General features: G+C 70.4%; 12 protein-coding genes. 7 read left to right on the top strand and 5 right to left on the bottom strand.

The window, feature by feature from the left end:
- Positions 1-84: 84 nt before the first annotated feature.
- Positions 85-276: a DUF397 domain-containing protein gene (locus tag ACWCRD_RS08915; protein WP_078912651.1), complete on the top strand. Its 192-nt coding sequence runs from the start codon at positions 85-87 to the stop codon at positions 274-276.
- A gap of 159 nt (positions 277-435) precedes the next feature.
- Here the strand turns inward: ACWCRD_RS08915 and ACWCRD_RS08910 are convergent, their stop codons facing one another.
- Entirely contained in the window at positions 436-1,275 is an 840-nt protein-coding gene (locus ACWCRD_RS08910) for a hypothetical protein (RefSeq protein WP_450965238.1), read from the bottom strand.
- A 79-nt stretch (positions 1,276-1,354) separates the two neighbouring features.
- Here ACWCRD_RS08910 and ACWCRD_RS08905 point away from each other — a divergent pair, with 79 nt between their 5' ends.
- Both ACWCRD_RS08905 and ACWCRD_RS08900 read left to right on the top strand, forming a co-directional pair.
- On the top strand, positions 1,355-2,140 hold the full coding sequence (locus ACWCRD_RS08905) for an SDR family oxidoreductase (RefSeq protein ID WP_450965237.1): 786 nt from the start codon (positions 1,355-1,357) through the stop codon (positions 2,138-2,140).
- 150 nt (positions 2,141-2,290) lie between these two features.
- Complete coding sequence (locus ACWCRD_RS08900; protein WP_450965236.1) at positions 2,291-3,865, top strand: sodium:solute symporter family protein; 1,575 nt, start codon at positions 2,291-2,293, stop codon at positions 3,863-3,865.
- 43 nt (positions 3,866-3,908) lie between these two features.
- On the opposite strand, the gene ACWCRD_RS08895 is transcribed toward ACWCRD_RS08900, so the two are convergent.
- Entirely contained in the window at positions 3,909-5,024 is a 1,116-nt protein-coding gene (locus ACWCRD_RS08895) for an ADP-ribosylglycohydrolase family protein (RefSeq protein WP_450965235.1), read from the bottom strand.
- A gap of 233 nt (positions 5,025-5,257) precedes the next feature.
- Here ACWCRD_RS08895 and ACWCRD_RS08890 point away from each other — a divergent pair, with 233 nt between their 5' ends.
- Positions 5,258-5,764 (top strand): DUF2165 domain-containing protein, encoded by a 507-nt coding sequence (locus ACWCRD_RS08890; RefSeq protein ID WP_450965234.1) that lies wholly within the window; start codon positions 5,258-5,260, stop codon positions 5,762-5,764.
- Between the two features lie 109 nt (positions 5,765-5,873).
- Here the strand turns inward: ACWCRD_RS08890 and ACWCRD_RS08885 are convergent, their stop codons facing one another.
- From ACWCRD_RS08885 to ACWCRD_RS08875, 3 genes are read right to left on the bottom strand one after another with little or no spacing between them, the layout of a single operon-like run.
- Positions 5,874-6,437, bottom strand: a complete 564-nt coding sequence (locus ACWCRD_RS08885) for a hypothetical protein (protein WP_450965233.1) — start codon at positions 6,435-6,437, stop codon at positions 5,874-5,876.
- A 54-nt stretch (positions 6,438-6,491) separates the two neighbouring features.
- Positions 6,492-9,074 carry a bifunctional FO biosynthesis protein CofGH gene (locus tag ACWCRD_RS08880; RefSeq protein WP_450965232.1) on the bottom strand — a complete coding sequence of 861 codons (2,583 nt, stop codon included), beginning with the start codon at positions 9,072-9,074 and terminating at the stop codon, positions 6,492-6,494.
- Positions 9,075-9,112: 38 nt separating this feature from the next.
- Entirely contained in the window at positions 9,113-9,961 is an 849-nt protein-coding gene (locus ACWCRD_RS08875) for an LLM class F420-dependent oxidoreductase (RefSeq protein WP_450965231.1), read from the bottom strand.
- Positions 9,962-10,118: 157 nt separating this feature from the next.
- On the opposite strand from ACWCRD_RS08875, the gene ACWCRD_RS08870 reads away from it, so the two are divergent.
- From ACWCRD_RS08870 to ACWCRD_RS08860, 3 genes are all read left to right on the top strand, one after another.
- Positions 10,119-11,543, top strand: coding sequence for a CehA/McbA family metallohydrolase (locus tag ACWCRD_RS08870; RefSeq protein ID WP_450965420.1), 1,425 nt, complete (start codon positions 10,119-10,121; stop codon positions 11,541-11,543).
- A gap of 157 nt (positions 11,544-11,700) precedes the next feature.
- On the top strand, positions 11,701-11,946 hold the full coding sequence (locus tag ACWCRD_RS08865) for a DUF5302 domain-containing protein (RefSeq protein WP_450965230.1): 246 nt from the start codon (positions 11,701-11,703) through the stop codon (positions 11,944-11,946).
- A 68-nt stretch (positions 11,947-12,014) separates the two neighbouring features.
- Positions 12,015-12,407 carry a nitroreductase/quinone reductase family protein gene (locus tag ACWCRD_RS08860; protein WP_450965229.1) on the top strand — a complete coding sequence of 131 codons (393 nt, stop codon included), beginning with the start codon at positions 12,015-12,017 and terminating at the stop codon, positions 12,405-12,407.
- Positions 12,408-12,413: the final 6 nt, after the last annotated feature.

Here is a 12,413-nt window from a genome sequence, read left to right as displayed (position 1 = left end):
GGTTGGCGCAAACCGCGCTGTGGGTTCGGAGTCGGATCCGTCGTGCGGTGACAGCAACTCAACAACTGGCATTCCGGAGCAAAAATGGCAATTCGTCAGGGCGCCACGGACACGTGGACCAAGTCCTCGTACTCCACGGGCAACGGCGCGTGCGTCGAGATCAAGTCCCCGGTCCGCGCGGCCATGGCCGTCCGGGACTCCAAGGTCCCCGAGGGTCCCGTTCTGGCCTTCCCGGCCGACGCGTGGAACACCTTCGTCGGCTCGATCAAGGCGTAGGGGGGAGGATCTGCTGATCCTCGACTGCGTTCGCCTTCCACAATTTCACAAGCAGCACTTGAAGAGCCCTCTCGTCCAGCTCGCCGTCCTTGCCGAGGGGGCTCGGCTGTGCCCACCACCTGAGCCGGTCCACGCGCCTGCCTGAGCCGCTCCACGCACCTACCTGAGCCGGTCCACGTACTTGTCCGTGCCCGGCACCGTCGGGACGAACGGTGCCACCAGCTCCACCCTGCCCAGTCCCGCCTCCCGCACCGGCGCGTCCAGGTCCGCGAAGTACGCCTCCCAGCAGTCACGTGGATCCGCCTCCAGGAACCACAGCAGGGTCAGCCTGGTCTCCACGCCCTCGACCTGCTTGACGTACGTCATGCGGTCGCCGGGCAGGGGCGTCGGGCGGAAGACGGTCACCATCGCGGCCGGTGAGCCCGCCACCCGCTTGGGCAGGTGGCGGGAGCGCAGCCACTCCAGCAACTCTGCCCGCTGTCCGGCAGATTCGGCGTCGATCACCTCGACGACCAGACCGGCGTACGGATGGTCGAGGGCGTGGAAGTCACGGGGCCCGGCGGCGCCGTCCCGGTAGACCGTCACCTCGTGGTCCTGGAACGCCGTGAAGACATGCGTACGGTCCTGGTAGACCCGGGCATCGCGGTTGAGGCGCTTGTTGATCGAGACGGTCCAGCGCATGTGGTCGTCGTAGCGGCCGTCCGTGATCCAGTACGTGGAGATGTAGCAGCCGGCGGTGACCGGCTGGGCGATCGCCGACTTCTCGGGATAGCGCAGGAGTTGGAGGTCACGGGTCGCCACCCAGCGGCGCCCGGCGTACATCCAGGGCATGGCCATCGCGCCGGCGTAGTAGTGGTCGTCCTCGTACCAGCGGTTGTACGCGTACTCGTGGCCGGGGTGCGGCTCGACCATGGTGATCAGCGCATGGCCGGGGCGGACGCCGTACGGCCCCACGGCGGCCAGCTCGGCGTACACGTCGCTGCGGGTTTCCTCGCTCATGTCGCTCCCCTTCCGTCCTCCGCCGGTCGCCCATACTCTGACGCCCCGTCAGGTAATCCGCCATACCCGGGAGGCTCCGATGTCACTGCTCACGGGCAAGACCGTCGTCGTGTCGGGGGTCGGCGCCGGGCTCGGTCATCAGGTCGCGGCGGCGGTCGTGCGCGACGGCGGCAATGCGGTGCTCGGGGCGCGCACGGAGGCCAACCTCGCCAAGAGTGCCGGTGAGATCGATCCGGACGGGGCGCACACGGCGTACCGGGCGACCGACATCAGGGACGAGGGGCAGTGCGAGGCGCTGGCGGCGCTCGCGCGGGAGCGGTTCGGGCGGATCGACGCGGTCGTCCATGTGGCCGCGATGGACGGCTACTTCGGCGGTCTGGCGGACGCCGACTTCGTGAGCTGGCAGCAGGTGATCGACGTGAACCTGCTGGGCTCGCTGCGGATGACGCGGGCCTGTCTGCCGGCGCTGAAGGCGTGCGGTGGCTCGGTGGTGTTCATCGGGACGCAGTCGGCGGTGGCCGCCCCCACCCAGGTGAAGCAGGCGGCGTACGCGGCCTCGAAGGGGGCACTGACGAGCGCGATGTACTCCCTGGCCCGGGAGCTGGGGCCGCATCGTATACGTGTCAACACCGTGCTGCCGGGCTGGATGTGGGGGCCGCCGGTGCAGGCGTACGTCCAGTTCACGGCGCAGACGGAGGGGGTGCCCGAGGCCGACGTACTGGAGCGGCTGACCGGGCGGATGGCGCTGCCGGAGCTGGCGACGGACGGGGATGTGGCGGACGCGGCGGTGTTCCTGGCCTCGGACCGGGCGCGAGCCATCACGGGGCAGTCGCTGCTGGTCAACGCGGGGGAGCTGATGCGCTGACCTCTGCGCGAGCTGGTTCATGTGTATGAACGCAGGTCAACACAAGGAACATTTTTGCCTTCCTTTGACCTGACGCTTGCTTGTCGTGCCCATGTAGGCGCGCCCAGGATGAGCGAGCCGTTCACAAGGCGGACCCTGCGGAGGGGACACATGAACAGTCTCGACTGGGCCGTGCTCATCGGCTACTTCGGTGTGATGGTCGCGATCGGCGTCTGGTCGCACAAGCAGGTGGGCAACGTCAGCGACTTCTTCACGGCCGGCGGCAAGATGCCCTGGTGGCTGTCCGGCATCTCGCACCACATGTCGGGCTACAGCGCGGTCCTGTTCACGGGCTACGCGGGCATCGCCTACACCTACGGCGTGACTTCCTTCGTCACCTGGTCCTTCCCGATCGCGCTGGGCATCGCCATCGGCTCGAAACTGTTCGCGCCACGCATCAACCGGCTGCGCTCACGGCTCCATGTGGCCTCCCCGCTGGAGTACCTGAAGAACCGTTACGACCTGAAGACCCAGCAGGCGCTGGCCTGGTCGGGCATGCTGCTGAAGATCGTGGACGTGGGCGCCAAGTGGGCGGCGATCGCGACGCTGCTGTCCGTCTTCACCGGCATCACCCTCAACCAGGGCATCCTCATCACCGGCGCGATCACCGCCGTCTACTGCACCATCGGCGGTCTGTGGGCGGACGCGCTGACCGAACTCGGCCAGTTCGTCATCCAGTTGCTGGCGGGCATCTCGATGTTCGTCGCCGTCGTACTGAAACTGAACGACAAGGGCATCGGCTTCTTCGGCGCCTGGGACGAGCCGGCCCTGCACGGCCACGGAAAGCCGCTGGTCGGCCCGTACGGAACGGTGTTCCTGCTGGCCTTCCTCTTCATCAAGCTCTTCGAGTACAACGGCGGCATGCTCAACCAGGCCCAGCGCTACATGGCGACGGGCAGCGCCCGCGAGGCGGAGCGTTCGGCGCGGCTGTCGGCGGCCCTGTGGCTCATCTGGCCGGTCGTGCTCTTCTTCCCCATGTGGATGTCGCCGCTGCTGGTCCACGCGCAGAAGCCGGACGGCTCCGACTCCTACGGCCTGATGACCGAACAGCTGCTGCCGCACGGCCTGTTGGGACTGGTCATCGTCGGCTTCTTCTCGCACACCATGGCCATGTGCTCATCGGACGCGAACGCGATCGCGGCCGTCTTCACCCGGGACGCGGCGCCGGTGCTGTCCCGTCGGGCCCGGGAGTGGGGCCCTCGCTCGGGCCTGATCGCGGCCCGGGTGACCACGGTGGTCTTCCTCGCCCTGTCGATGGCGGTGGCGACGCAGGTCAACTCCCCCACCTTCAAGGACATCATCACGGTGGTCATCAAGTGGGTCGCCGGTCTGATGGGCCCGATCGCCATCCCGATGATGCTGGGCCTGCTGCGCCCGTTCCGCCGCTCCGGCCCCACGGCGGCGCTGACCAGCTGGTCCATGGGCCTGCTCGCCTTCTGGCTGGTCAACTACCCCATCAACTGGAACGTCCACGGCGGTGTCCCGCTCCAGTACCAGGTCTCGATCCCGCTGGTGGTCTCCCTGCTCCTCTACATCCTCATCGGCTACCTCAAGCCCGAGGACACCCCGGAGCGCCTCGCCGTCATCGAACGCATCAACACGGACGACGACGGCACGGCCGCGGCGGCGATCCCCACTCCGGCGGGTCCTGCGGAGGACGCCGTGGGCACGGCGGCGAAGGACTAGCAGTACCTCTCGAGGCAGCGGGCAGTCAGGACCCGGGCCTGTCCTAGGCCCTCGGATAGCGGGCGAGCCACCCCGGGGACGACCCGGCCGGACCGTGCAGTGCTGGCCCCTGGGTCATCTCCATGGCGAAGTCGTCGGCCAGTTCCAGGAGCGTCGGGCGGCCTTCCAGTTCGGCCAGCCAGGCCGGGGGGAGGGCCGTTTCGCCGTGCAGGGCGCCGAGGAGACCGCCGGTGAGGGCGGCCGTCGCGCCCGAGGGGCCGTCCTGGTTCACGGCGAGGCACAGCCCGTGCCGGAAGTCCTCCCCCACCAGTGCGCAGTACACGGCGGCGGCCAGCACGCCCTCCGCCGACCCGTCCCCGGCCAGCTCCTCGACCCGCGCGGGCGTGGGCATGCCCTGCCGTACGGCGCCCAGCGCATGCTGCAGCGCGTCCGACACCGGCTGGTGCCCCGGCCGGGCGGCGAGCAGCGCGAGCGCCCGCTGTACGGCGCCGTCGAGGGTCTCGCCGCGGGCCAGGCCGTGCACGATCACGGCGTACGCACCCGCCGACAGATAGGCCACCGGATGCCCGTGGGTCTGCGTCGCGCACTCCACCGCCAGCTGCGCCACCAACTGCGGCTCCCAGCCGACCAGCAGCCCGAAGGGCGCGGAGCGCGCGGTCGCCTCGGGCCCGATCTCAGCGGGGCTCTTGGGCGCGTCCAGGGTCCCCATGTGCTCGTCCCCGAACCCGAGCAGCAGTGAACGCGCCGGGTCCCGCCGGGCGTACAGCCACTCCTCCCGGGCCAGCCACCCGTCGTCCTTACGGCGCTCGTCGGGCCCCCAGTCGCGCTGGGTGGCCGCCCAGCGCAGATACGCCCGGTGCAGATCGGTCGGCGGATGCCAGGCACCGGTGTCCCGGCGCACCTGCGCCCGTATCAGCCCGTCGACGGTGAACAAGGTCAGCTGCGTGATGTGGGTGACGGCACCGCGTCTGCCGTACGCAAAGGCGAAGTCCGCGAGGCCCTCGGCCCCGTACGCCTCCCGGATCCCGTCGAGATCCAGCCCGTCGACGGGCGCCCCCAGCGCATCCCCCACGGAGGCCCCGAGCAGCGTCCCCCGCACCCGGCTACGAAAATCCTGCTGCTCGACACGGCCCCATATGGCCCCGGCTGGCGCATTCACCAAGACCTCCCCGCTGGCTCCGCCCGACGCATGACAGTTCAGCACTGTAATCGAACGGGAACGGTCGGTTTAGGGGGCGGAGGGGTATGCGAGACATGACAGGAGTGATCCTGAGTGCTCAGTTATCGGCCGATGCGGCACCCGATCGGGACCGGCCCGACGGAGTGGGTTCCCCATTCTGCTCTGGCTCAATTGATCTCGAACTCGCCGCCCCGTGAGGGAAGATGGCCGTCATGGCATCGACACCCCCACGCAGCGCACTCCACCTCACCGCCACCCTTCTCACCGCGAGTGTCGCGCTCTACATCGCTCTCGTGGCCTTCGGCAACATCACCGACTTCGGCACCAATCAGGCGTTCGTGCAGCATGTGCTGGCCATGGACACGACGTTCAAGGACGACGACCTGATATGGAGAGCCATCACCAGCAAGGGACTTCAGAACGCGGCATACGTCGCCATCATCATCTGGGAGACCCTTGCCGCACTCGTCCTCATATACGGCACCTGGCTGTGGGCCCGGCGCGACTACGCCCGCGCGCGCAGCATCTCCACCTACGGCCTGCTGATGCTCCTGCTCCTCTTCGGCGCCGGGTTCATCGCGATCGGCGGTGAGTGGTTCTCCATGTGGCAGTCGAAGACCTGGAACGGACTGGAGGCGGCGACCCGCGTGATCGTGTTCACCGGGGTCGTTCTGGTCGTCAACCACCTGCCGTTCCGGGAGTCGGACAGCACCGCCTGACCGTCGTATCGCCCCCTGCGGCCCGGCCGAACTGCTCGGCCGGGCCGTCGTGTCGGGACGGCAGGTGCGAGTCCTGAGCCCAGCACCCCCACCGACCGGACGGCACTCCCTAGCCGACGACCACGACCTTCGTGCCGGTCGCCCCGAACGTCCACAGCGCGGTCCCGTCGGCGACCCGCATCCGGATGCCGCCCGTCTGCACCCCCGAGGCGGGCGGCGGTGAAGCCCCGTCCACCGCGTTGGAGAAGGCGACGTTCACGCCGGATTTGACCGAGAAGTACACGATGTGTTCGATCTTCACGCCGTCGGAGCCGGTGATGGCGCCCCGGGTGCGGGCGCCGACCGTGTAGGTGCCCGGGTCCGGGCTGACCGTCCCGGGCCACACCGCGAACGTACGGCGGGCCGCATTGCCCGCGTCGACCAGCCACACCGTCTTCTTCCCGAGGGAGTAGACGACGCGCCGCCCGGTCCCGGAGCCGGCCGGCACCGCGGCCGGTGCTGCGGACTTCGTGGGCGTGGGATGCGCGCCCGCCGACGCCGACGTGCTCGGCCGGGCGGCGACCGCGTGGGGCTTCGGCCCCTTGTCGGCCTGTACGGCCAGGACGACGACAGCGGCGATCGCTCCCACCGTCAGACCGGTCACCCAGACCTTGGGGGCTGGCACGGCACGCATCTCCTCAGCTCCACATCCCCATGTCCTCGTGGAACAGGGGTCGGATCATCGTACTCAGTCCAGGACCGGCAAAAGTTCCGGCAAGTGCCCGTCCGAGACCGCCGCCGCCTGTTGCCGTTCCTCCGGTACGTCCCCGTACAGCGTCGTCCGTGGCTTCGCCGGGCGGCCGGCCGCGTCCGCCACCGCGATCAGGTCCTTGACCGACTTGTACGAGCCGTAGGAGGAGCCCGCCATGCGGGAGATCGTCTCCTCCATCAGTGTCCCGCCCAGGTCGTTGGCACCGGAGCGGAGCATCTCGGCCGCACCCTCCGTGCCCAGCTTCACCCAGCTGGTCTGGATGTTGGGGATGTGGGGGTGGAGGAGGAGGCGGGCCATCGCGGTCACCGCGCGGTTGTCCCTCGTCGTCGGGCCGGGGCGGGCGATGCCCGCCAGGTACACCGGCGCGTTGGTGTGGATGAAGGGGAGCGTCACGAACTCCGTGAAGCCGCCCGTCTGTTGCTGGATGCGGGACAGGGTCCGCAGATGGCCGAGCCAGTGCCGCGGCTGGTCCACATGGCCGTACATCATCGTCGACGAGGAGCGGATGCCCAGTTCGTGCGCGGTCGTGACGACCTCGATCCAGGTCGCCGTCGGCAGTTTGCCCTTGGTCAGGATCCAGCGGACCTCGTCGTCGAGGATCTCGGCGGCCGTGCCGGGGATGGTGTCCAGGCCCGCCTCCTTGGCCGCACTCAGCCACTCCCGGATGGACATGCCGGTGCGGGTGGCGCCGTTGACGACCTCCATCGGCGAGAAGGCGTGGACGTGCATCCCGGGGACACGGGACTTCACCGCCTTCGCGATGTCGAAGTACGCCGTGCCCGGCAGGTCGGGGTGGATGCCGCCCTGCATGCAGACCTCCACCGCGCCCACGTCCCAGGCCTGCTGGGCGCGGTCCGCGACCTGCTCCAGGGAGAGCGTGTAGGCGTCCGCGTCCGTCCTGCGCTGCGCGAACGCGCAGAAGCGGCAGCCCGTGTAGCAGACGTTGGTGAAGTTGATGTTGCGCGTGACGATGTACGTCACGTCGTCGCCGACGGCCGACCTCCGCACGTCGTCCGCGATGCGCGTGAGGGCGTCCAGTGCGGGGCCGTCGGCGTGCAGGAGGGCGAGGGCCTCCGCGTCCGTGAGGCGCGTCGGGTCGTCCGCAGCCGTCGCCAGGGCCGCCCGTACGTCCGTGTCGATGCGCTCCGGCAGCATGCCGGGGGCGGCCGCCTCGCGCAGGGCCGCCCAGTCGCCGTACACCTCGTCGAAGTCGTCGCGGCGGTCGGACGTACGGCCCTCGGTGTCGATGGAGGCGTGCAGGTCGGTGCGGCCGGAGGCGACGAACGCCTCCTCCGGTTCCTGCCACGGGTGGCCCTCGACGGTCGCGTCCGGTCGCGCGAGGCCCGTCTCCGGATCGGCCAGGGCGCGCACGTGCGGGCGCAGCCGCGGGTCCAGCCAGGGCTCGCCGCGCTGGACGAACTCCGGGTAGACGCAGAGGCGTTCGCGCAGCTCGAAGCCGGCGGCGCGGGAGCGCTCGGTGAGTTCCTCGATCTGCGGCCAGGGGCGTTCCGGGTTCACATGGTCGATCGTCAGAGGGGACACTCCGCCCCAGTCGTCGATGCCGGCTCCTATCAGCCGCTCGTACTCGGAGTCGACGAGGTTGGGCGGGGCCTGGAGGTTGGCGGCCGGGCCCATGATGTGGCGGGCGACGGCCACCGTCGCGACGAGTTCGTCCAGCTCCGCGTCCGGCATGCCGCGCATCGCGGTGTCCGGCTTGGCGCGGAAGTTCTGGATGATCAGTTCCTGGATGCCGTGGTAGGCCCTCGACACCTTCCTCAGCGCGAACAGGGACTCCGCCCGCTCCTCGTACGTCTCTCCGATGCCGATCAGGAGGCCGGACGTGAAGGGGACCGACGAGCGGCCCGCGTCCTCCAGGACCCGCAGCCGTACGGCGGGCTCCTTGTCCGGGGAGCCGTAGTGGGGGCCGCCCGGTTCGGACCACAGGCGGGTCGCGGTCGTCTCCAGCATCATGCCCATGGAGGGGGCGACGGGCTTGAGCCGCTGGAAGTCCGTCCAGGACATCACGCCGGGGTTGAGGTGGGGCAGCAGGCCCGTCTCCTCCAGGATGCGGATGGAGATGGCGCGGACGTAGGCGATGGTGTCGTCGTAACCGTGCGCGTCGAGCCACTCGCGCGCCTCGGGCCAGCGGTCCTCGGGCTTGTCGCCCAGGGTGATCAGGGCTTCCTTGCAGCCGAGGGCCGCGCCCTTGCGGGCGATGTCGAGGACCTCGTCCGGGGACATGAACATTCCGTGGCCGGCGCGGCGCAGCTTGCCGGGGACAGTGACGAAGGTGCAGTAGTGGCACTTGTCCCGGCACAGCCGGGTGAGGGGGATGAAGACGCTCTTCGAGTACGTGATGACGCCCGGACGCCCCGCCTGTTCGAGGCCGGCGTCCCGTACCCGGGCGGCGGACGCGGCGAGGTCGGTGAGGGCCTCGCCGCGGGCCTGGAGGAGGACGGCCGCCTCGGTGACGTCCAGGGCGACGCCGTCGCGGGCACGTTTGAGGGCGCGACGCATGGAGTTGTCGGTGGGGCCGGTTCCGGTCGCGGATGTCGTCATCCTTCGAGCATACGGTCGACCTGATCAGTGCCCAGGAGTCAGCCCAGCAGGGCCCCGTACTCGTCCAGCACACGCAGCACCTCCGCCTCCCCTGCCGGCGGGAGCTGTACGACGACCTCCTCGATGCCCAGGTCCGCGTAGTGCGCCAGCTTGCCGGGAGTGGGGAAGACCGCGTACGGGACCACCTGCAGCGCCGACGGGTCGCGGCCCGCGTCCGTCCAGGCGGACCGCAGCACCGGCAGTGACTCCGTCAGTCCGCGGCCGCCGATCGGGAGCCAGCCGTCGGCGTACTCGCAGATGTGGGAGAAGAGCTTGGGACCGGCGGCCCCGCCGACGAGGGTGCGCGGGCCGACGACCGGGCCGCGTGGCTTCCGCACCGGCTTGGGGTGGGCATACGAGGCCCGTACGCTCCCGAACTCCCCCTCGTACGCGGCGGGTTCGTCACTCCACAGCGCCCGCATCAGCGCCATCCGATCCCGTACCAGCTCCCGCCGCGTACGCCACTCGACCCCGTGGTCGGCGGCCTCCTCGACGTTCCAGCCGAAGCCGAGGCCGAGGGTGAAACGGCCGCCGGAGAGGTGGTCGAGGGTCGCGATCTGCTTGGCGAGGTCGATCGGGTCGTGCTGGGCCACCAGCGTGATGCCGGTGCCGAGGCCGAGCCGCTCGGTCACCGCGGCCGCCTGGCCGAGCGCGACGAAGGGGTCGAGGGTGCGGCCGTACTCGGGAGGCAGGTCGCCGCCCGCGGGATACGGGGTCGCACGCTCCACCGGGATGTGCGTGTGCTCGGGCAGATACAGACCCGCGAAACCGCGCGCTTCCAGCTCCCGCGCGAGCCGGGTGGGGGTGACGGTCTCGTCGGTGAGGAAGATTGTTGCTGCGATTCGCATGGGTCATCTGTACCGGTGTGAGTGACGGATGTCCATACCGACTAGTCGGTTGTTTCGCTGTTCGTGGGGGGTGGCTGATCGTCGGCGGCGAATGCGGGTTCGTTGGGGCTGGTCGCGCCCACGCGGCGGAGCCGCAAATCGACACTGTCCCGCGCCCCTGAAGGCGGTTTACGTTAGGGGGGTGACGACGTTGCGCGGCACTTTGTTTCCCGGCTCCCCGGACTACGTATACGTACCGGTCGAAGTACCCCCTGGTGTCAGCGAGTTGAGGGTCGCCTACACCTACGACCGCCCCTCCGTGCCGCCCGGCACCCCCGGCAACGCGCTCGACATCGGCCTCTTCGACGAGCGCGGCACCGAGCTGGGCGGGGAGGGGTTCCGGGGGTGGTCGGGCGGGGCGCGTACGGAGTTCTTCGTACGGGTGGACGACGCGACGCCCGGGTACATCCCCGGTCCGATCCGCCCCGGCACCTGGCACGTCGTGCTGGGCCCTTACACGGTGGCGCCGCAGGGCCTGTCGTACGAGCTCACGGTCACGTTCACGCACGGGGAGCCGGGCGGGACACCTGAGCCGGTGTATCCGCCCGCGCGGGCGAAGGGCCGGGGGCGCGCCTGGTACCGCGGCGACTGCCACCTGCACTCCTGGTACTCCGACGGCCGGCGCACCCCGGCCGAGATCGCCGCCCTCGCGCGGGCGGCCGGCCTGGACTTCATCAACTCCTCGGACCACAACACCCACTCCTCGCACCCGCATTGGGCCCCGGAGGCGGGCGAGGACCTGCTGATCATGCTCGGCGAGGAGGTGACGACGAGGAACGGCCACGTCCTCGCCCTCGGCACCGATCCCGGCACCTTCGTCGACTGGCGCTACCGGGCCCGGGACCATCGCTTCGGCCGCTTCGCCGACCGGATCCGCGAGACGGGCGGCCTGGTCGTACCCGCCCATCCGCACGGCACCTGCGTCGGCTGCGGCTGGAAGTTCGGCTTCGCCGAGGCGGACGCGGTGGAGGTGTGGAACGGGCCGTGGACGCCGGACGACGAGGTGACGCTGGCGGAGTGGGACAACCTGCTGGTCACGTCCGTGCGCGAAGGGCACGGGTGGCTGCCCGCCATGGGCAACAGCGACGCACACCGCGATCCGGACACGGTGGGACTGCCGCAGACGGTCGTCCTCGCCGACGACCTGACCCGGGAGGCGATCCAGGAGGGCATCCGGGCGGGACGGTCGTACGTCGCCGAGTCCCGGAGCGTCTCGCTGGCCTTCACGGCCTCCGCCGACGGCCGGGTCGCCGGTCCCGGCGAGCGGTTGGAGGCCGTCGACCACGAGACGCCGGTGACCGTGCGCCTGGAGGCGGCCGGCGCCCCGCGCTGCACGATCCGCTTCGTGACCGACCAGGGCGTGCTGCTCACGAGCGAACCGCTGCCGGTGGCGGGCTCCGGGGTGGCGGAGTGGCGTACGACTGCCTCTTACGCGGCGTATGTGCGGGCGGAGTTGCGGCATGAGGCGGCGGTGGGGCCGGTGCCGGGGGTGATGGCGGCGTTCACGAATCCGATCTTCCTGGGAGTACGGGGAGCGGGATAGGGGCCGTCAGGCACTGCTGTCGCCGCCAGGGGAAGTCCGGCCCGGGCCGGCCGGAGGGTGAGGCCGACTGCAGGCTGCCCGACTCCGGACGCGGGCGCCCGGCGCGGGACCCGGCATGACAAGCTGTGCTCACACTGCCCGAACCCAGGAGGTCACCATGGCTGCAGAGTCTCCACAGCAAGAAGGTTCGGAGCCGGCTGAGGCCGAGAGCCCTGCTCTGGCGCCCGACGAGGACGGCCAGTACGACCTGAAGGGCAAGTTCCGGGAGGCCCTGGCGCGCAAGCGGGGCAAGCAGGAGGAGGCCGCGGCGGCCCTGTCTGCGAACGCGGACGCGTCGAAGATTCGAGGCGCGCACGGCCCGGCTGCGAGCCAGCGGTCGTTCCGGCGGAAGAGCGGCGGCTGAGTCTGCTCCTTCGGCTCCTCCCGCTGACGCGGGAGGAGCCGCTTCACACCACAGGAGATCCGGAAACGATGTCCCCTCGCGCCGAGAGCAAGTACCGAGCCGTCACGGCGTTCCAGCGCAAGCTCAACGCGGTCATGCGCCGCCTGCCGCTCCAGACCCTGCTGGAGACCACGGGCCGCGCCTCCGGCCTGCCCCGCCGCACGCCCGTCGGCGGGCGCCGGGTCGGCGACTCGTTCTGGCTGGTTTCCGAGTTCGGCGAGCGCTCGCAGTACGTCCGCAACATCAAGGCCGACCCGCGGGTACGGGTCCGCCTCCGGGGCCGCTGGCACACCGGCACGGCCCACCTCCTGCCGGACGACGACACCGCGGCCCGGCTGCGCGCCCTGCCCCGCCTCAACAGCGCGGCGGTACGGATGATCGGCGTGGGACAGCTGACGGTGCGGGTGGATCTGGAGCGGTGAGCCGGG

Source organism: Streptomyces sp. NPDC002092 (assembly GCF_053593775.1).
Note: the sequence above shows the minus strand (reverse complement) of the source record. Positions and strands in the feature narration are given on the sequence as shown.

What these genes read in the sequence shown, in the direction of transcription:
- ACWCRD_RS08915 (WP_078912651.1), top strand. Translation starts at nt 85, where the DNA reads ATGGCAATTCGTCAGGGCGCCACGGACACGTGGACCAAGTCCTCGTAC.
- ACWCRD_RS08900 (WP_450965236.1), top strand. Translation starts at nt 2,291, where the DNA reads ATGAACAGTCTCGACTGGGCCGTGCTCATCGGCTACTTCGGTGTGATG.
- ACWCRD_RS08910 (WP_450965238.1), bottom strand. Translation starts at nt 1,275, where the DNA reads ATGAGCGAGGAAACCCGCAGCGACGTGTACGCCGAGCTGGCCGCCGTG.
- ACWCRD_RS08875 (WP_450965231.1), bottom strand. Translation starts at nt 9,961, where the DNA reads ATGCGAATCGCAGCAACAATCTTCCTCACCGACGAGACCGTCACCCCC.
- ACWCRD_RS08890 (WP_450965234.1), top strand. Translation starts at nt 5,258, where the DNA reads ATGGCATCGACACCCCCACGCAGCGCACTCCACCTCACCGCCACCCTT.
- ACWCRD_RS08905 (WP_450965237.1), top strand. Translation starts at nt 1,355, where the DNA reads ATGTCACTGCTCACGGGCAAGACCGTCGTCGTGTCGGGGGTCGGCGCC.
- ACWCRD_RS08885 (WP_450965233.1), bottom strand. Translation starts at nt 6,437, where the DNA reads ATGCGTGCCGTGCCAGCCCCCAAGGTCTGGGTGACCGGTCTGACGGTG.
- ACWCRD_RS08880 (WP_450965232.1), bottom strand. Translation starts at nt 9,074, where the DNA reads ATGACGACATCCGCGACCGGAACCGGCCCCACCGACAACTCCATGCGT.
- ACWCRD_RS08860 (WP_450965229.1), top strand. Translation starts at nt 12,015, where the DNA reads ATGTCCCCTCGCGCCGAGAGCAAGTACCGAGCCGTCACGGCGTTCCAG.
- ACWCRD_RS08865 (WP_450965230.1), top strand. Translation starts at nt 11,701, where the DNA reads ATGGCTGCAGAGTCTCCACAGCAAGAAGGTTCGGAGCCGGCTGAGGCC.